This is a genomic window from Morganella sp. EGD-HP17 (assembly GCF_000512315.2).
GTDB lineage: Bacteria > Pseudomonadota > Gammaproteobacteria > Enterobacterales > Enterobacteriaceae > Morganella > Morganella morganii.
In genome coordinates, this window is record NZ_AZRH01000004.1 from 14,307 (window position 1) to 30,795 (window position 16,489).

General features: G+C 50.6%; 17 protein-coding genes. 7 read left to right on the plus strand and 10 right to left on the minus strand.

The window, feature by feature from the left end:
* The first annotated feature begins 15 nt into the window (after positions 1-15).
* Complete coding sequence (murP, locus tag X965_RS05715) at positions 16-1,461, plus strand: PTS N-acetylmuramic acid transporter subunit IIBC (protein ID WP_004236511.1); 1,446 nt, start codon at positions 16-18, stop codon at positions 1,459-1,461.
* Positions 1,462-1,549: 88 nt separating this feature from the next.
* On the opposite strand, the gene X965_RS05720 is transcribed toward murP, so the two are convergent.
* On the minus strand, positions 1,550-2,152 hold the full coding sequence (locus X965_RS05720; RefSeq protein WP_036413539.1) for a LysE family translocator: 603 nt from the start codon (positions 2,150-2,152) through the stop codon (positions 1,550-1,552).
* Positions 2,153-2,244: 92 nt separating this feature from the next.
* Between X965_RS05720 and X965_RS05725 the strand changes: the two genes are divergently transcribed.
* Genes X965_RS05725 through X965_RS05735 form a run of 3 tightly spaced genes read left to right on the plus strand, consistent with a single transcriptional unit; the run spans position 2,245 to position 4,343 of the window.
* The gene (locus X965_RS05725; protein WP_015422410.1) at positions 2,245-3,231 is read left to right on the plus strand and encodes a hydrolase; all 987 of its coding nucleotides are present in this window, start codon (positions 2,245-2,247) and stop codon (positions 3,229-3,231) included.
* Entirely contained in the window at positions 3,228-3,446 is a 219-nt protein-coding gene (locus X965_RS05730; RefSeq protein WP_004236514.1) for a YheU family protein, read from the plus strand. Before X965_RS05725 ends, X965_RS05730 begins: the two co-directional genes overlap by 4 nt.
* 21 nt (positions 3,447-3,467) lie before the next feature.
* Positions 3,468-4,343, plus strand: coding sequence for a phosphoribulokinase (locus tag X965_RS05735; RefSeq protein WP_004236515.1), 876 nt, complete (start codon positions 3,468-3,470; stop codon positions 4,341-4,343).
* A 63-nt stretch (positions 4,344-4,406) separates the two neighbouring features.
* Here X965_RS05735 and X965_RS05740 read toward each other — a convergent pair whose 3' ends face one another.
* On the minus strand, positions 4,407-4,814 hold the full coding sequence (locus tag X965_RS05740) for an OsmC family protein (protein WP_015422409.1): 408 nt from the start codon (positions 4,812-4,814) through the stop codon (positions 4,407-4,409).
* A 303-nt stretch (positions 4,815-5,117) separates the two neighbouring features.
* Between X965_RS05740 and crp the strand changes: the two genes are divergently transcribed.
* Positions 5,118-5,750: a cAMP-activated global transcriptional regulator CRP gene (crp, locus tag X965_RS05745; protein WP_004240730.1), complete on the plus strand. Its 633-nt coding sequence runs from the start codon at positions 5,118-5,120 to the stop codon at positions 5,748-5,750.
* Positions 5,751-5,817: 67 nt separating this feature from the next.
* On the opposite strand, the gene X965_RS19300 is transcribed toward crp, so the two are convergent.
* From X965_RS19300 to ppiA, 5 genes are all read right to left on the minus strand, one after another.
* Positions 5,818-5,964: a hypothetical protein gene (locus X965_RS19300; RefSeq protein WP_004240731.1), complete on the minus strand. Its 147-nt coding sequence runs from the start codon at positions 5,962-5,964 to the stop codon at positions 5,818-5,820.
* Entirely contained in the window at positions 5,939-6,334 is a 396-nt protein-coding gene (locus tag X965_RS19305; protein WP_156341066.1) for a hypothetical protein, read from the minus strand. The genes X965_RS19300 and X965_RS19305 overlap by 26 nt, the downstream gene beginning before the upstream one ends.
* Positions 6,335-6,526: 192 nt before the next feature.
* Positions 6,527-7,747 (minus strand): aspartate aminotransferase family protein, encoded by a 1,221-nt coding sequence (locus X965_RS05755; RefSeq protein WP_036417386.1) that lies wholly within the window; start codon positions 7,745-7,747, stop codon positions 6,527-6,529.
* A 112-nt stretch (positions 7,748-7,859) separates the two neighbouring features.
* Positions 7,860-8,435 carry an aminodeoxychorismate synthase component II gene (locus X965_RS05760; RefSeq protein WP_004236520.1) on the minus strand — a complete coding sequence of 192 codons (576 nt, stop codon included), beginning with the start codon at positions 8,433-8,435 and terminating at the stop codon, positions 7,860-7,862.
* A gap of 266 nt (positions 8,436-8,701) precedes the next feature.
* The gene (gene ppiA / locus X965_RS05765; protein WP_004236521.1) at positions 8,702-9,268 is read right to left on the minus strand and encodes a peptidylprolyl isomerase A; all 567 of its coding nucleotides are present in this window, start codon (positions 9,266-9,268) and stop codon (positions 8,702-8,704) included.
* Positions 9,269-9,824: 556 nt separating this feature from the next.
* On the opposite strand from ppiA, the gene yihA reads away from it, so the two are divergent.
* Both yihA and def read left to right on the plus strand, forming a co-directional pair.
* Positions 9,825-10,448, plus strand: a complete 624-nt coding sequence (gene yihA / locus X965_RS05770; protein ID WP_004236522.1) for a ribosome biogenesis GTP-binding protein YihA/YsxC — start codon at positions 9,825-9,827, stop codon at positions 10,446-10,448.
* Positions 10,449-10,896: 448 nt separating this feature from the next.
* Positions 10,897-11,409: a peptide deformylase gene (gene def / locus X965_RS05775; RefSeq protein ID WP_036413535.1), complete on the plus strand. Its 513-nt coding sequence runs from the start codon at positions 10,897-10,899 to the stop codon at positions 11,407-11,409.
* Positions 11,410-11,714: 305 nt separating this feature from the next.
* On the opposite strand, the gene polA is transcribed toward def, so the two are convergent.
* The 3 genes from polA to X965_RS05790 all read right to left on the minus strand — a co-directional run bounded on the left by polA (position 11,715) and on the right by X965_RS05790 (position 16,481).
* Positions 11,715-14,507, minus strand: coding sequence for a DNA polymerase I (gene polA / locus X965_RS05780; protein WP_036417388.1), 2,793 nt, complete (start codon positions 14,505-14,507; stop codon positions 11,715-11,717).
* A 345-nt stretch (positions 14,508-14,852) separates the two neighbouring features.
* Positions 14,853-15,476: a thiol:disulfide interchange protein DsbA gene (gene dsbA / locus X965_RS05785; RefSeq protein WP_004236525.1), complete on the minus strand. Its 624-nt coding sequence runs from the start codon at positions 15,474-15,476 to the stop codon at positions 14,853-14,855.
* 18 nt (positions 15,477-15,494) lie between these two features.
* Positions 15,495-16,481 (minus strand): serine/threonine protein kinase, encoded by a 987-nt coding sequence (locus X965_RS05790; RefSeq protein ID WP_371257981.1) that lies wholly within the window; start codon positions 16,479-16,481, stop codon positions 15,495-15,497.
* Between the last annotated feature and the right edge of the window lie 8 nt (positions 16,482-16,489).

Consider the following 16,489-nt stretch of genomic DNA (forward strand, 5'->3'; position numbering starts at 1 on the left):
CGCAAGGTAATCACCATGGCCAAAATCAATCAGTCAACCATCATACAGATTCTGGATGCCATCGGCGGTCCGGGTAACGTGGCACAGAGCGGTAACTGTATGACCCGCCTGCGTCTGACACTGAACAACACACAGCTGGCGGATAAAATCGCCATCAAAAAAATTGAGGGCGTGCTGGGTGTGATTGAAAGTGATGAGCAGTTCCAGATTGTGCTGGGGCCGGGCAAAGCACAAACCGCCGCAGAGCTGATGCAGAAATATCTGGATGAGCATGTACCGGGCAGTGAACCGGACAGCCGCAGCCTGAAAGAGATTGCCGCTGATCAGAAGCAGCATCTGAAAGAAAAACAAACAAACCCGGTACAGCGTTTTCTCGCCAAATTCGCCACTATTTTTACCCCGCTCATTCCCGGGTTTATCGGTGTGGGTCTGCTGCTCGGCTTTGCCACACTGTTTGAATCGCTCTGGGTCACCGGAAATCCGTCCCCGAACGGCACACTGGTCGAAGTGCTCAGTTACATGAAGGTCTTCGGCAAAGGGCTGTTTACCTTTATGGGGATCCTGATCGGCTATAACGCGCAGAAAGCCTTCGGCGGATCCGGTGTCAATGGTGCAATCATCGCGGCGCTGTTTATCCTCGGTTATGATCCGCAGGCGACCAAAGGTTTCTACTCCGGTATGGAAACATTCTTCGGTCACGGCATTGACCCGCGCGGTAACATTATCGGTATTCTGATCGCCACCATCACCGGTGCATGGGTCGAACGCCAGGTGCGGCGTTTTATCCCTGCTAACCTGGATATCATTCTGACCTCCGCCATCACCCTGCTGATTATGGGCGCACTGACCTTTATTGTGATTATGCCGGTCGGCGTCTGGCTGTTTGACGGCATGTCCTGGCTGTTTATGCACCTTAACGCTAACCCGTTCGGCGCTGCTGTTCTCGCCGGTCTGTTCCTGATAGCGGTGATGTTTGGTATCCACCAGGGCTTTATCCCGGTGTATACCGCGCTGGTCGGCACTCAGGGTTTTAACTCCCTGTTCCCGATCCTCGCCATGGCGGGTGCCGGTCAGGTCGGTGCTGCGCTGGCACTGTATGTCCGCGCGAAAAAAGACTCGGTGCTGCGTAATCAAATCCGGGGAGCAATTATCCCGGGCTTCCTCGGCATCGGCGAACCGCTAATCTACGGCGTGACCCTGCCGCGCGTGAAGCCGTTTATCACTGCCTGCTGCGGTGGTGCAGCCGGCGGGTTCTTTATCGGGCTTGTCGCCTGGTTCGGCTATCCGGTCGGGCTGAATACCGTTTTCGGGCCATCGGGGATTATCGCCATTCCGGTGATGACATCCGACAGTGGTATCTTCATGGGGATGGCAGTCTATACCGGCGGGTTACTCGTCGCCTATCTGGCCGGATTCCTGTTTACCCTGCTGTTCGGCAGTAAGAATGTGGATTTAAGCTGATTTCGCTGCAGCGATAAAAAAACAGACCGCAATGCGGTCTGTTTTTCATTCAGCTTCTGTTTTTGTTCCGCAGGTTATATTATGTCTGCTATTCAAGCCAGATGAGCGGCACACAGGCGGCGGTGAGTAACCCCATCACAATATTGAAGGTGAACCAGGCATTGCGGCTGCGCAGAAAAAGGCCGATAAAGGCACCGAATCCGATCCAGATAAGCCCGGCAACCAGATTCACAGAGACCATCACAATACTCATCACTCCGACAGACAGCATATACGCATCACCGCTCAGGCTGTAACTGCCGACCGCCCCCAGTCCCATCAGCCAGGCCTTGGGATTGATAAACTGTAACAGCGCCCCCTGATACCAGGTGACGGCCTTACTGACCTGCGGTTCATTAAGCTCCTGATACGGTGCGGTAGCCAGTTTTTTGGCAAGCCACAGAAGGTAAAGACTACCCGCAATTTTCATAGCAGTATGCAATTTGGGATAAATCAGTAAAATAGCCGCAACACCAAAGGCTGAAAGGTATAATACCGTCTGCATGCCGAGCATAATACCAGCCATCAGTGCCAGCGTACGGCGAAAGCCGAGCTGTGCACCGGAGGCGGTCAGTAACATATTATTGGGGCCGGGCGTGACTGCCGCGATAAACATAAATACGGAAAGTGAGATAAAAAGATGTGCGGTCATGAGTAATCCGGCAACGTGGTCATTTTCTTCCCGGAAAATTACCAGTATGTTTTTCATTAAACAAGAGATGTTTTTTCATTACGAATCTAACTATGTCTAGTCATTTTCAACCGATTTCCTGGGCAACCAACCCGCACCTGCAAACGTTGCTGCCCCGGATTTTCCGCCGGAAACCGACGATAAAACCATTCTGGCAGCGCCTGACACTGCCGGATGATGATTTTATTGATCTTGCATGGAGCGAAGATCCCGATACCGCACGCCATAAACCACGGCTGGTCATCTTTCACGGGCTGGAAGGCAGTTTCCGCAGCCCGTATGCGCACGGTATCCTGGCTGCGGCCGCCCGTCAGGGCTGGCTGGGTGTTGTTATGCATTTTCGCGGATGCAGCGGCGAGCCGAACCGCTCCAGACGGATTTACCACTCCGGTGAAACCGAAGATGCCCGTTATCTGCTGAACTGGCTGCAGGATACCTACGGGAAAGTACCGACCGGCGCGGTCGGTTATTCACTCGGCGGCAATATGCTGGCCTGTTATCTCGCCGAAGAGGGTGAGAATGCCGCAGTGGATGCAGGTATTGTGGTTTCCGCCCCGCTGATGCTGGAGCCGTGCTCTTTCAAAATGGAAAAAGGCTTTTCCCGTTTTTATCAGTGGTATCTGCTGAAAGGGCTGAAACGTAATGCCACCCGCAAACTGGTGCGCTACCCGAATTCACTGCCGACAAACCTGCTGCATATCCGCGCGATTAAACGGATCCGCGAATTTGATGACATTATCACCTCACGGATCCACGGCTTCCGCGATGCCTCGGATTACTACCGCCGCTGCAGTGCCCTGCCGAAACTCCCAGCCGTACGTAAGCCGATGCTGATCATCCACGCCAAAGATGATCCTTTTATGGCACAGGAAGTGGTGCCGGATCTGTCACAACTGCCGCCGTGTGTGGAGTACCAGATGACCGAACACGGCGGCCATGTCGGCTTTGTGTCCGGCAGCTGGCGCCGTCCGCGTTTATGGCTGGAGGAGCGCATCCCTGAATGGCTCGCGCCGCATCTGGCCGCAAAGGAGACACCATGATTATTCCCTGGCAGGATATCGCGCCGGAAACACTGGAAAGTATCCTGGAAAGTGTGGTGCTGCGCGAAGGCACCGACTACGGCGAACATGAAAAATCACTCAGTGATAAAGTGGCGGATCTTTACACGCAACTCAAAAACGGCGACATTGTGATTGTCTGGTCGGAATTACACGAAACACTCAACATCATGCCGTCGGCACAATTCCGCGGCTGATTCAGCCGGAGGAAACGCCGCATGTCACGGACCCACCCGATTATCGCCGTTACCGGCTCCAGCGGAGCCGGTACCACTACCACCAGTCAGGCTTTCCGTAAAATTTTCCAGCAACTGGATGCGGTTCCGGCCATTATTGAAGGTGACAGTTTCCACCGTTACACGCGGCCGGAAATGGATGCCGCCATCCGCAAGGCCCGCGAGCAGGGCCGCCACATCAGCTATTTCGGGCCCGAAGCCAACGATTTTGGCCTGCTCGAAAGCACATTCCGCCAGTACAGCGAAAGCGGCAGCGGCGAACGCCGCAAATACCTGCATACCTATGATGAAGCCGTGCCCTATAATCAGCTGCCCGGCACCTTCACCCCCCGCGAGGCACTTCCTGCCGGGACGGATGTACTTTTCTATGAGGGATTACACGGCGGCGTGGTCACGCCGGAACATGATATTGCCGGACATGTGGATCTGCTGGTCGGCGTGGTACCGATAGTCAATCTGGAGTGGATACAGAAGTTAGTCCGTGACACCAATGATCGCGGCCATTCACGGGAGGCGGTAATGGATTCTGTCGTGCGTTCGATGGATGATTACATCCGCTATATCACCCCGCAGTTTTCCCGCACCCACATTAACTTCCAGCGGGTGCCGACGGTGGATACCTCAAACCCGTTCTCGGCCAAATCCATTCCGTCACAGGATGAAAGCTTTACCGTGATCCGCTTCCGCGGCCTGAAAAAAATCGATTTTCCCTATTTGTTATCCATGCTTCAGGGCTCCTTTATTTCCGCCTCAAATACCATCGTCGTCCCCGGCGGAAAATTAGGGCTGGCGATGGAATTAATAATGGCACCGCTGGCAGAGCAATTATTGCAGGGAAAACAAATAAACAAGCGATAAAAAAACCGGGTAATAATGTATTACCCGGTTTATTTTCAAAAATAAAAATAATATTTCAAAAAATCATTCAATATTCTTTACTTCAAAACTATGCGTAATGTTAACACTTTCGCCTAACATTAATGAAACAGAGCAATATTTCTCAGCGGATAATTGCACGGCACGCCCGACAACGTTTTCAGTCAGGTCACGGCCGGTCACAATAAAATGCAGATTAATATGAGTGAATAAACGTGGCGCGGTTTCACGACGTTCAGCGGTGAGTTTTACATCACAATCAATGACTTGATTACGGCCTTTTTGCAAAATAGAGACAACATCAATGGCGCTGCAGCCGCCGGTTGCCATCAGTACCATCTCCATCGGGTTCGGAGCTTTTTCACCGGCATTACCGTCCATTGTAATCTGGTGTCCTGACGCGGATTCCCCTAAGAAAGTCATGTTCTCAACCCACTTTACACGCGCTTCCATTTTTATACCCTCATCATCAATATAATTCACGACAGACTACCCTTTCATTCACGGGCTGGCAATCTATCCCATAGTTTATTATGCTGAAGCGAGACAGTGGAAGACAGGACAGTTTTCCTGTGCTAAAAACACGGCAAGGATTTATCTATGGCTAAGATCAATATCTTTCCGTGAGGATTATTATACTATTTTAATAAACTAACTTGCCGGAAATTCAGCAAGTTAATATGATAAGCTAAGACTTTATATAATTGCAGAGCGTAAACAACGGTTTGCAATAACTAACAACAGAGGATAACGCGAATGGTTCTCGGCAAGCCACAAACAGACCCCACGCTTGAATGGTTTTTGTCTCACTGCCATATCCACAAATATCCATCCAAAAGCACGCTTATTCATCAGGGCGAAAAGGCAGAAACACTCTACTATATTGTAAAAGGTTCTGTTGCGGTGCTGATCAAAGATGAAGAAGGCAAAGAGATGATTTTATCCTATCTCAACCAGGGTGATTTCATCGGTGAACTCGGATTATTTGAGGAAGGACAGGAACGTACAGCGTGGGTACGGGCAAAAAGCGCCTGCGAAGTTGCAGAAATCTCGTACAAAAAGTTCCGCCAGCTTATCCAGGTTAACCCGGATATCCTTATGCGCCTTTCCGCGCAGATGGCAAGCCGCCTGCAAACCACATCAGAAAAGGTCGGAAACCTTGCATTCCTTGATGTGACGGGCCGCATCGCCCAGACATTACTGAACCTGGCAAAACAGCCGGATGCGATGACTCATCCGGACGGCATGCAAATCAAAATTACCCGTCAGGAAATCGGCCAGATTGTGGGATGTTCCCGCGAAACCGTCGGCCGTATTCTGAAGATGCTGGAAGATCAAAACCTGATCTCCGCACACGGTAAAACCATCGTGGTATACGGCACCCGTTAATCCGGACCGCCCTTATCACCAAAACAGGCGCATCTGCGCCTGTTTTTTTGTTTCCGGCTCATCATTATTACTGAAGAATATCAGCTCTGCGAACCCGCAGCTTTCCTTCGCGGCCGGCTTGATCAAAAGAGGCTTTCAACTGACGCATTGCTGCTATTTTACGCTCTTTGATACTCATTTTTTTTATCTCAGAAATGTCGCGTTTTGAGTACATACCCTTTCCCCCCTTCACCAAGGCCCGCTTTTATTTCTGATAGTACGTTATCATGTCCGTGCTGTAAAATTCTGTCATAGTAGCGTTTTAACTTATCATTCTCTGCAATCATAAAATAAACCTTCGCAGCATATTGCTGACAATGCAGAATCACAATTCGTTGCAGGGCAACAGCCAGATCCTGAACAAATCCATAACGCCGTGAACACATTCCTCTTTCCGGTACCTGATAGAACGTTGAGTTTAAAAAATTATCTTCGCGATCAAACTTCAGGTCATAGCATCGTTCCGGAAGCCTGAACCCCGCCTCTGCACTCCGGAACGCCGAATATGCCGCATCAGTAATGTCGACCGGACTAAAAATAACCACAAAATCAAACCCATCGACAGAGAAGCGATAGAGATGAACATAAAAACTGCCATGAAGAAATTCTTCAAATCTGCCTGAAAACCGAATTGCTATTGCTTTACTGAGACTAGATAAACGTCCGGCAAACCTATCACAGTAAATATAGTAATAAAATATACAAATCAGTTAGTTAAACATGTTACCGTGATGGATTTACTGCATTTCCCGGAAATCATTCAGGGTTTTCGCCAGCCGTTTCATTCCTTCATCCACATCGGCTTTTTCAATAATCAGCGATGGCGTGAAACGCAGAACATTGGTACCGGCGTTAAGCAGCATCAGGCCGTTTTTGGCTGCCAGCCCCAGCAGGGTTTTTGACTGATCGCGGTAAATGCCCGCCAGTTCGGCACCAATCAGCAGCCCTTTCCCGCGGATCTCCGCAAATGCACCGAATGTACTGTTCAGAGATTGCAGTGCATCCGCAAACCACTGATGGCGCTCATTCACCCCCGCCAGCAATGCCGGGTCGTTGATCAGATCAAAGGCCGCATTACCGACCGCACAGGCCAGCGGGTTGCCGCCGTAGGTTGTACCGTGCGTACCGGGTACCATCACCTGTGCAATGTCCTGTTTTGTCAGCATGGCACTGATCGGGAAACCGCCGCCCAGCGCTTTGGCCGTGGTCAGAATATCCGGCTCAATGCCGTAATCCATATAGGCAAACAGTTTGCCGCTGCGCCCCATCCCGCTCTGCACTTCATCAAATACCAGCAGCGCCTGATGTTTATCACATAATTCACGCAGGCCCTGCATAAAGGCCGGTGTGGCAGGTGTGATCCCGCCCTCGCCCTGGACAGGTTCCAGCACCACGGCACAGGTGTGATCATCCATCACTGCTTTGACAGCATCAAGGTCGTTAAAAGGCACATGAATAATATCTGCCGGTTTCGGCCCGAAGCCATCAGCATATTTCGGCTGACCACCGACAGAAACGGTAAAGAGTGTCCGGCCGTGGAAGCCGTGATGGAAAGCGATAATTTTGGTTTTATAAGGATGATGACGGGTCAGTGCATAATGACGCGCCAGTTTGAATGCGGCTTCATTTGCCTCCGCACCGGAGTTGGCAAAGAAAACCCGTTCCGCAAACGTATGTTTTATCAGCTTCTGCGCCAGTATCAGCGCCGGTTCATTAGTAAAAATATTGCTGACATGCCAGAGCGATTCACTCTGGGCTTTCAGGGCCGCGATCAGTGCCGGATGACAATGGCCCAGCGCCAGTACGGCAATACCACCGGCGAAATCAACATATTCAGTGCCGTTCTGATCCCACACCCGGCTTCCCTGACCTCTGACAGGAATAAAATCAGCCGGTGCATAAATTGGCAGCATCACTTCATCATAAGTGCCGCGCGTAACCGCATTCTGTTTTGTCATCGTTCCTTACCTGATCTATCCACAAGTGAAAATATAATCACCAAATATGAATAAAAAATCAAATCAAAACGAATGAAAAAACAGAACCGGGGATAAAATAAGCGATAACTGATTAGTATTTCAGGAAATTATTCAGGAGTTCATGCCCCTGTTCACTGAGAATACTTTCCGGATGGAACTGCACACCTTCAATCGGCAGGGTTTTATGGCGGATCCCCATGATTTCATCCACATTGCCGTCATGCAGACTCCATGCGGTAACCTCAAACGAGGCAGGCAATGTTTCCGGGGCAATCACCAGCGAGTGATAGCGGGTGACGGTCAGCGGACGGTTCAGCCCTTTGAACACACCCTGCTGATTATGATGGATTGCTGTGGTTTTGCCGTGCATCACTTTACGCGCCTTCACCACCTGCGCGCCGAATGCCTGGCCGATAGCCTGATGCCCGAGACACACCCCGAGGATCGGGATTTCACCGGCGAAATGGCTGACCGCATCCAGTGAAATACCGGCTTCTGACGGCGTGCAGGGACCCGGTGAGATCACCAGGTGAGATGGCGATAATTGCTCAATATCACTGAGGCTGACGGCATCATTTCGTTTAACCTGTACATCTGCACCTAACTCACAGAAGTATTGATACAGGTTATAAGTAAATGAGTCATAATTATCGATAATTAATAGCATGATTATCTATATCCGACTGATATATTTATCTTTTTTATTTTCAAACTGCTGTATCAGGCACACGTTGACAATACCCTGCAACCCCGGGGGATTGCACAGACAGTTTCATGAAGCGGGCTATAATACCACAGCCGGACAGAGAAAATAGCCCGAATGCGGCATGGTGCCGCAGAGGCAGATATCGTCTTATTCAGACTATCAGGGAGTTTGACATGCTTACGGGGAATATCCGGAAATATTCCCCTTAGTCTGCACGAAAATACGGTTTATTTTACGATAGTTGCAGAAATAATTTTGATCGGTGTCGATGGCACGTTCTGGTACGGACCGATGTTTTCTGTCTTCACTTTTGAGATTTTATCGACAACTTCCATGCCGTTCACGACTTTACCAAACACAGCATAGCCGAAATCACGCTGGCCGTGGTCGAGGAATGCATTATCCGCTACGTTAATAAAGAACTGGCTGGTTGCACTGTCTTTATCTGCGGTACGCGCCATCGCAATGGTGCCGCGCAGGTTACGCAGGCCGTTATCCGCTTCATTTTTTACCGGCGGGCGGGTCTGTTTCTGGTTCATATCCGCCGTAAAGCCGCCGCCCTGCACCATAAAGCCCGGGATGACACGGTGGAATGTTGTATCGTCATAGAATTTATCGGTGACATACTGTTTGAAATTTTCCACAGTCTGCGGCGCTTTTTCATTATCCAGCGCAATTTCAAAATCGCCTGCGGTGGTGGTAAATTTAACATGCGTCTGCTCCGCCGCGAACGCCAGCGACGTTGCACTGAGGGTACAGGCTGCCACAAATGTAACTAAAACACGTTTTAACATTCCCAATTCCTTTCAACGAAATAAACTGACACTAATCTTACCGATTTTAATGGGCAATGGCGCTGAGCGCCACAGATTTACTTTAATTTACCTTTACTGCCGGGATAACTAATTAATATAAGAATTTTTCACGTATTTGTACTGATGATATTCTGCGCACAGCCCGTAATTTAGTAAAATAAGACGGAACCGTTCATTCTGCTGATGCTTTTATTGCATTTAACGCGTAAATATAAATATCATATTGATTTTTATGCGTAAATTTCATTCTCTGATGAAAAATTCAACTTATGCCAAATAAAAAATAACACCTGCCTGTATAACCGATAATAAACCGCTCTGTTTTTTTATCTTTTTGCGCGTAAATATCCGTGTTTTTTCCACCGGGAAGACTTTGTTTTTTCCGGATTATATCGGTTACCACACACAGCCCGATTATTGTTATTACTTTTTTCCGCTCTGAGAATAAACAGACACAGTAATCTGTCTGCCACAGTTCTTAAACAACAGGCATTAGGCTATAATCATCCCGGTTTCGACCTGAGGAGAACAGATTTTGACCATTAAAACGCACAACTACCAAGCGACCCATTTTGTCATCAGCGCACCGGATATCCGCCATTTACCGGAAGATACGGGGATCGAGGTGGCGTTTGCCGGTCGCTCCAATGCCGGAAAATCCAGTGCACTGAATGCACTGACACAACAAAAAAGCCTGGCGCGGACCAGTAAAACCCCGGGACGCACCCAGCTTATTAACCTGTTTGAAGTCACTGAGGGCTGCCGTGTGGTTGACCTGCCGGGCTACGGTTACGCCGAAGTACCGGAAGCGATGAAACGCAAATGGCAGGCAGCGCTGGGTGAATATCTGCAAAAGCGCGACTGTCTGCGCGGTCTGGTGGTGCTGATGGATATCCGCCATCCGCTCAAAGACCTGGATATGCAGATGATTGAATGGGCTGTGGCTATGCAGGTACCGGTTCTGGCACTGCTGACCAAAGCCGACAAACTGGCCAGCGGCGCACGTAAAAAGCAGCTGATGGCGGTGCGTGATGCACTGACTGACCTGAGTGAAACCGGCGATATTCAGGTGGAATATTTCTCCGCCCTGAAAAAAATCGGCATTGATAAATTACGTCTGAAACTGGACACCTGGTTCAGCGAAAGCGACGCAGAGTGATCCTCTGAAATATCCGCTCATGAAGAAGCCCGCGACAGCGGGTTTTTTTATGCAAAAAAAATGCTCCGGTCAGACATTGTCTGACCGGAGCAGCTAATATTCAGCTAAATCCGATTACGTGAAGTAAAAGGTCTGAAAGATAGAACATCTTACCTCTGTACCCTACGCGAATAACTTTACCGCAAATTTGCCGACAAAAAAACCTTTTTTGTAATTTTTTTTCAGATTGCGCACGATTCAGCTTGTCATAAAACCGTCAAATTCCCTCCAAATGTACTTTAATTACATATTTATGCGATCTGGATCTATAGGTAGTCCGGGACTATCCGCACAAAATAGCAACAAAACAGCACAAATGATGCCGTTTTCACACCATACTGTTATGATAGTCTGAGCGCATCCGGGAGTACGTCTCCCCATAATTTTTATTTATATTAGTGAGTTAGCTATGGCATTACTGACATTACGGCATTTTCCTGATCCCTGCCTGCGGGAAACGGCCCAACCCGTCACGGTTTTTGATGACGAACTGAAAACATTTGTCACGGATATGACAGAAACCATGTATGCCGAACGGGGCATCGGCCTTGCCGCGCCGCAGGTGGGTGTCTGTAAGCGTGTGATTATCGTGGATGTCTCTGAAAACCGCGATCAGCCGATGGCGCTGATTAATCCGGAATTTATTCAGTGCGACGGCGAAATGATGATGATGGACGGCTGTCTGTCCCTGCCGGAGAGTTATACGGAGACACAACGCTACTCCGCTGTTACTGTCCGTTATCAGGATATAAACGGTGCAGAACATACCCTTGAGGCGGAAGGATTACAGGCGGGCTGCCTTCAGCATGAAATCGACCATCTCAACGGCAAGTTATTTATCGATCATCTCTCGCCGCTGAAGCGCCAGCGCATTGAGAAAAAAGTGAAGAAAACCCTGAAAATGCGGGAAGAAAACGCCTGACAGACCCGTTCCGGGACCAATGCCTTTACGCTATAGATTTCAGTCTGTGGCAAGGCGGCAAAGGAAGAAATCCGGGGAGCATACATCAGTATGTGGCCCGGATTTCTGAGCATGCCCAACGCAGCTACGGATTGAAAGATGACGCGTGATCAAACAAACACGATTCAGAGCACAATGCCTTTACGCTATAGATTTCAATTTGTGGCAAGGCGGCAAAGGAAGAAATCCGGGGAGCATACACCAGTATGTGACCCGGATTTCTGAGTGCGGCCAACGCGGCCATGGATTGAAAGATGACGCGTAAATTAGTGGGCTTCGTCCCAGTTGGCGCCTACCCCCGCTTCTACTTTTAACGGCACATCAAGTTTCATCGCGGCTTCCATCAGCCCGCGGATCTTCTCTGCCATCTCAGCCTGTTGTTCTTTTCGTACTTCAAACACCAGTTCATCGTGCACCTGCATAATCATCAGCGCATCGATGTTCTCTTTTTGCAGCCAGTCATCCACGGCAATCATCGCTTTTTTGATGATATCTGCTGCGGTGCCCTGCATCGGGGCGTTGATCGCCTCGCGCTCAGCCGCCTTGCGGCGCATACCATTACGGGAATTAATTTCCGGCAGCCAGAGACGGCGGCCTTCAAGTGTTTCCACATAGCCTTTTTCTGCCGCATGTTCACGGGTTCGGGCCATATACTCCAGCACGCCCGGATAGCGCTCAAAATAGAGATCCATATAGCGCTGCGCTTCGCCGCGCGGGATCCCCAGCTGACGGGCAAGACCAAATGCACTCATGCCGTAAATCAGGCCGAAGTTGATCGCCTTCGCGCTGCGGCGCTGATCCGCCGTCACTTCGTCCAGCGGCATACCAAACACTTCGGCGGCGGTTGCGCGGTGGATATCCTTACCTTCGGCAAAAGCTTTCAGCAGCCCTTTGTCCTGTGACAGATGCGCCATGATGCGCAGTTCAATCTGAGAATAGTCCGCGGCCATAATGCAGTAGCCGTCACGGGCAATAAATGCCTGACGGATACGGCGGCCTTCATCGGTTCTGACCGGAATATTCTGCAGGTTCGGGTCACGGGAAGAAAGACGGCCGGTCGCGGTCACTGCCTGGTGATACGAGGTATGCACACGGCGGGTTTTCGGATCCACCATCAGCGGCAGTTTATCGGTATAGGTGGTTTTCAGTTTGGACAGGCTGCGGTGTTCGAGGATCACGCGCGGCAGTTCATGGTTATCCGCCAGCTCTTCCAGCACTTCCTCATTGGTTGACGGTGCACCGCCCGGAGTTTTCTTCACCACCGGCAGATTCAGTTTTTCAAACAGAATAGTTTGCAGCTGCTTTGGTGAAGAGAGGTTGAACTCCTCTCCGGCAATCGCAAACGCCTGTTTTTCCAGCTCATCCAGACGGGCTGTCAGCTCCACTGACTGTGCGGCAAGCACATTGGCGTCAATCAGAACCCCGGTCCGTTCCATACGGGAGAGCACCGGCACCAGCGGCATTTCGATATCCTGATAGACATGCAGCAGCGATTTTTCGGCTTCCAGCTGCGGATACAGCGCCTGATGCAGCAGCAGTGTGATATCCGCATCTTCCGCCGCATAATTGGCAGCTTCTTCCAGCGGGATCTGATTAAACGTCAGCTGCTTTTTGCCTTTCCCGGCGATATCTTCAAAGGTGGTGGTTTTGTAATTCAGATGACGGTCGGCCAGGCTGTCCATATCATGACGTCCGGCGACACTGTTGAGCACATAGGATTCCAGCATGGTATCGAAGGCGATTCCGCGCAGTTCCACACCGTAATTTTCCATAATCCCGCGATCAAACTTCAGGTTCTGACCGATTTTCCGTATTTTTTCATCTTCCAGAATCGGTTTCATCACCCGCAGCACCTGCTCAGTTAACAACTGGTCCGGTGCATCCAGATAATCATGACCAATCGGCACATACGCCGCATGGCCTGCTTTTGCTGCAAAAGACATCCCGACCAGACGCGCGGAGAGATTATCCAGGCTATCGGTTTCGGTATCAAACGCAAACTCACCGGCTTCACGCAGGATTTGAGCCCAACGGTTCAGCGCCTCTTCATCAAGAATAGTTTCATAGTTTTCGCTGCTGATGTCCGGCGTGACCGCCGGTGCAGCCGGGGTCTGTACTGCGGTGGTTACCGCTGCCTTTGACGACGCGCTGCGAGTACTTTTCTTCGCCAGCCAGCCGCCGTTTTCCAGATCACTTATCCAGCGTTTAAATTCATACTGCGTGAATAATGCATGCAGCTTATCTAAGTCCGGTTCCGTCAGTGCCAGGGAATCCCAGGTGCAATCGAGTTCCACATCGGTTTTGATGGTCGCCAGAGTGTAAGAGAGATATGCCATCTCTTTATTGGTTTCCATCTTCGGTGCGAGGGTTTTGGCACCACGGAAGCTCAGTCCGGCAATTTTATCCAGGTCCGCATAAATATCATCCAGGCTGCCCAGCCCCTGTAATAAGGCCTGAGCGGTCTTCTCGCCGACGCCCGGCACGCCCGGGATGTTATCGGAGGAGTCGCCCATCAGCGCCAGATAATCAATAATCAGTGACGGCGGAACACCGTATTTGGTTTCCACCTCTTCCGGCCCGAGAATGGTATTGTTCATGGTATTGATCAGGGTGATATCCGGGGTCACCAGCTGCGCCATATCTTTATCACCGGTACTGATCAGCACGGCACGGCCTTCTGCCGCCGCCTGTTTCGCCAGTGTCCCGATAACATCATCCGCTTCCACGCCGGAAACAGATAACAGCGGCATCCCCATCGCGACGACCATGTCATGCAGCGGCACTATCTGCTCACGCAGATCATCCGGCATCGGCGGGCGGTGTGATTTATAGGCTTCAAACAATTCATCACGGAATGTTTTACCTTTGGCATCAAATACCACGGCAACATGGCTGGGTTCATACTGCATTATCAGGCTGCGCAGCATATTCAGCACGCCGTACATGGCACCGGTCGGTTGTCCGGCGCTGTTAGTCAGCGGAGGGAATGCGTGGTAAGCACGATAGAGGTACGATGAACCATCGACTAAAATCAAAGGGTTGTCTGCAATCTGAGCCATAATTGCCTTCACAGTATTAAATGGATTCTTGCGGGTAGCATGCCACAGACTGCGGCATCAGACGACTATTATCAGCCTCAGCCGTTAATCTTCCCGCACTCAGAACAGGACGGGTTTGCCCTGGAAATAAAAAATAACAAGCTGTGGATAACTTTGTGGGTAAATTTATGAACCCTATGTAAATCACTGTCTGCAGCGCGATATGCCTGAATCTCGTTCAAAAAAATCAATAGGTTATAAACGAATACCGCAAGATAATCTGCCGTTGTAATCACTTGATTAATGTGGATAGTAAAAAAGCAATGGCGTTACCGCCATTGCTTCCCGGAGATACAGATACTGTGATCAGTTCTGTTTGATCAGATAATTGACCGTATCAGAGAACGCTTTACCGTATTCATTCACATCTTTGACTTCCAGACCGGCGTTGTTGATCTGGTATTTACCTTTGACAAAGACTGCCGGCACACCGCGTAATTTGTAATCCGCAGCCGCTTTCTGCTGCTTGGCAATCAGGGATTTAACAAAGATGCTGTTCGCGGCGGAATCATAATCCTCGCCGGTCACACCTGCTTTGATAAAGGCGTCACGGACATCAGCAGGGGTTTTAATTGTGCCGGTTTTCTGAATGCCTTCGAACAGGAGCGGAGTCACTTTGTCCTCAACACCCATCGCCATTGCCACAGACCAGGCTTTGGTCAGTTCAGGCCCCATCGGACCGCCGAGGAAATCAACATGATAACGTTCATGTTTCGCCCCTTCCGGCAGGTTTTTGCTGATGGATTCCGGTACTTTGAAGTTTTCTTCAAACTGGTAGCAGTGCGGGCAGTAGAAGGAGAAAAACTCCACCACGTCAGGCTGATTTGTTACCGGTGTGCTCAGTTCGGTGTACTCTTTTCCCGATACCGGGTTTGCAAAGACACTGAATGACATCGCAAATCCAATCAGCGCTAACCAAAGTTTCTTCATCTTTATCTCTCCTGAAAATCAATAAGGCAGAAAGCGCGTCAGCGGAGGCTCCGCCAGTACGGCTGTCTGTTCAGTCATCAGTGATTGCTGCTGTGACCAGAAATCACCTTCCGCCATCCACGGAAATGCCCGGGGAAAAGCGGGATCCTGCCAGCGGCGTGCCACCCAGGATAAAAAATGAACCATGCGCATGGCGCGCAGCGGTTCAATCAGTGCCAGCTCCCGCGTATCGAAGTCACAAAACTCCTGATAGGCATCGAGCAGAATATCCAACTGATAACGGCGCGAATCCGTATCCCCGCTGAGCAGCATCCACAGATCCTGCACTGCCGGACCGTTGCGGGCATCATCGAAATCCACCAGCCACGGTTCATCACGCCATAAAATATTACCCGGATGACAATCCCCGTGCAGGCGAATGGCGTGCCAGTCGTCGTGCCAGCGGGCGGATGTCTCACGGATCAGGGTATCCAGTGTCGCGATAAAGCTGTCACGACGCGCCTGCGGGATCAGCGGGCACTGCGCGAGGATTTCACGCGGTGTCAGCAGATATTCCTGCAGTCCGATCGCCGGCCGGTGCTCAAAACAGCGTTCCCGGCTTATCTGATGCAGCCGTCCGAGCAGCCGCCCGGTGCTTTCCAGCTGATCAAGATTATCCGTCTCATACGCCCGTCCGCCGACCGACGGAAACAGCGCGAACAGATAACCGTCCTGTGACAGCAGCGTGTCGCCGTCAAAGGCCAGCGGTGCCGCGACCGGCAGCCCGGCCTGAGCCAGTGTCAGGGTCAGGTCGTGCTCCTCACGGATCTGCGCCTCATTCCAGCGGGCCGGACGATAGAATTTCATCACATAGCGGGTACGGTTTTCATCCGTAAACTGATATACGCGGTTTTCATAGCTGTTCAGTTCCGTCAGACCGGAATCAAGCCAGATACCGTAACGGCTCAGGCTGTCGATCAGGCGGTCAGGCCGGAAATCCTGAAAAGTGAAAACCGGCGGGGTAATCGTCTGCA

What these genes read in the sequence shown, in the direction of transcription:
- murP (WP_004236511.1), top strand. Translation starts at nt 16, where the DNA reads ATGGCCAAAATCAATCAGTCAACCATCATACAGATTCTGGATGCCATC.
- X965_RS05720 (WP_036413539.1), bottom strand. Translation starts at nt 2,152, where the DNA reads ATGACCGCACATCTTTTTATCTCACTTTCCGTATTTATGTTTATCGCG.
- X965_RS05725 (WP_015422410.1), top strand. Translation starts at nt 2,245, where the DNA reads ATGTCTAGTCATTTTCAACCGATTTCCTGGGCAACCAACCCGCACCTG.
- X965_RS05730 (WP_004236514.1), top strand. Translation starts at nt 3,228, where the DNA reads ATGATTATTCCCTGGCAGGATATCGCGCCGGAAACACTGGAAAGTATC.
- X965_RS05735 (WP_004236515.1), top strand. Translation starts at nt 3,468, where the DNA reads ATGTCACGGACCCACCCGATTATCGCCGTTACCGGCTCCAGCGGAGCC.
- X965_RS05740 (WP_015422409.1), bottom strand. Translation starts at nt 4,814, where the DNA reads ATGGAAGCGCGTGTAAAGTGGGTTGAGAACATGACTTTCTTAGGGGAA.
- crp (WP_004240730.1), top strand. Translation starts at nt 5,118, where the DNA reads ATGGTTCTCGGCAAGCCACAAACAGACCCCACGCTTGAATGGTTTTTG.
- X965_RS19300 (WP_004240731.1), bottom strand. Translation starts at nt 5,964, where the DNA reads ATGTACTCAAAACGCGACATTTCTGAGATAAAAAAAATGAGTATCAAA.
- X965_RS05755 (WP_036417386.1), bottom strand. Translation starts at nt 7,747, where the DNA reads ATGACAAAACAGAATGCGGTTACGCGCGGCACTTATGATGAAGTGATG.
- X965_RS05760 (WP_004236520.1), bottom strand. Translation starts at nt 8,435, where the DNA reads ATGCTATTAATTATCGATAATTATGACTCATTTACTTATAACCTGTAT.
- ppiA (WP_004236521.1), bottom strand. Translation starts at nt 9,268, where the DNA reads ATGTTAAAACGTGTTTTAGTTACATTTGTGGCAGCCTGTACCCTCAGT.
- def (WP_036413535.1), top strand. Translation starts at nt 10,897, where the DNA reads ATGGCATTACTGACATTACGGCATTTTCCTGATCCCTGCCTGCGGGAA.
- polA (WP_036417388.1), bottom strand. Translation starts at nt 14,507, where the DNA reads ATGGCTCAGATTGCAGACAACCCTTTGATTTTAGTCGATGGTTCATCG.
- dsbA (WP_004236525.1), bottom strand. Translation starts at nt 15,476, where the DNA reads ATGAAGAAACTTTGGTTAGCGCTGATTGGATTTGCGATGTCATTCAGT.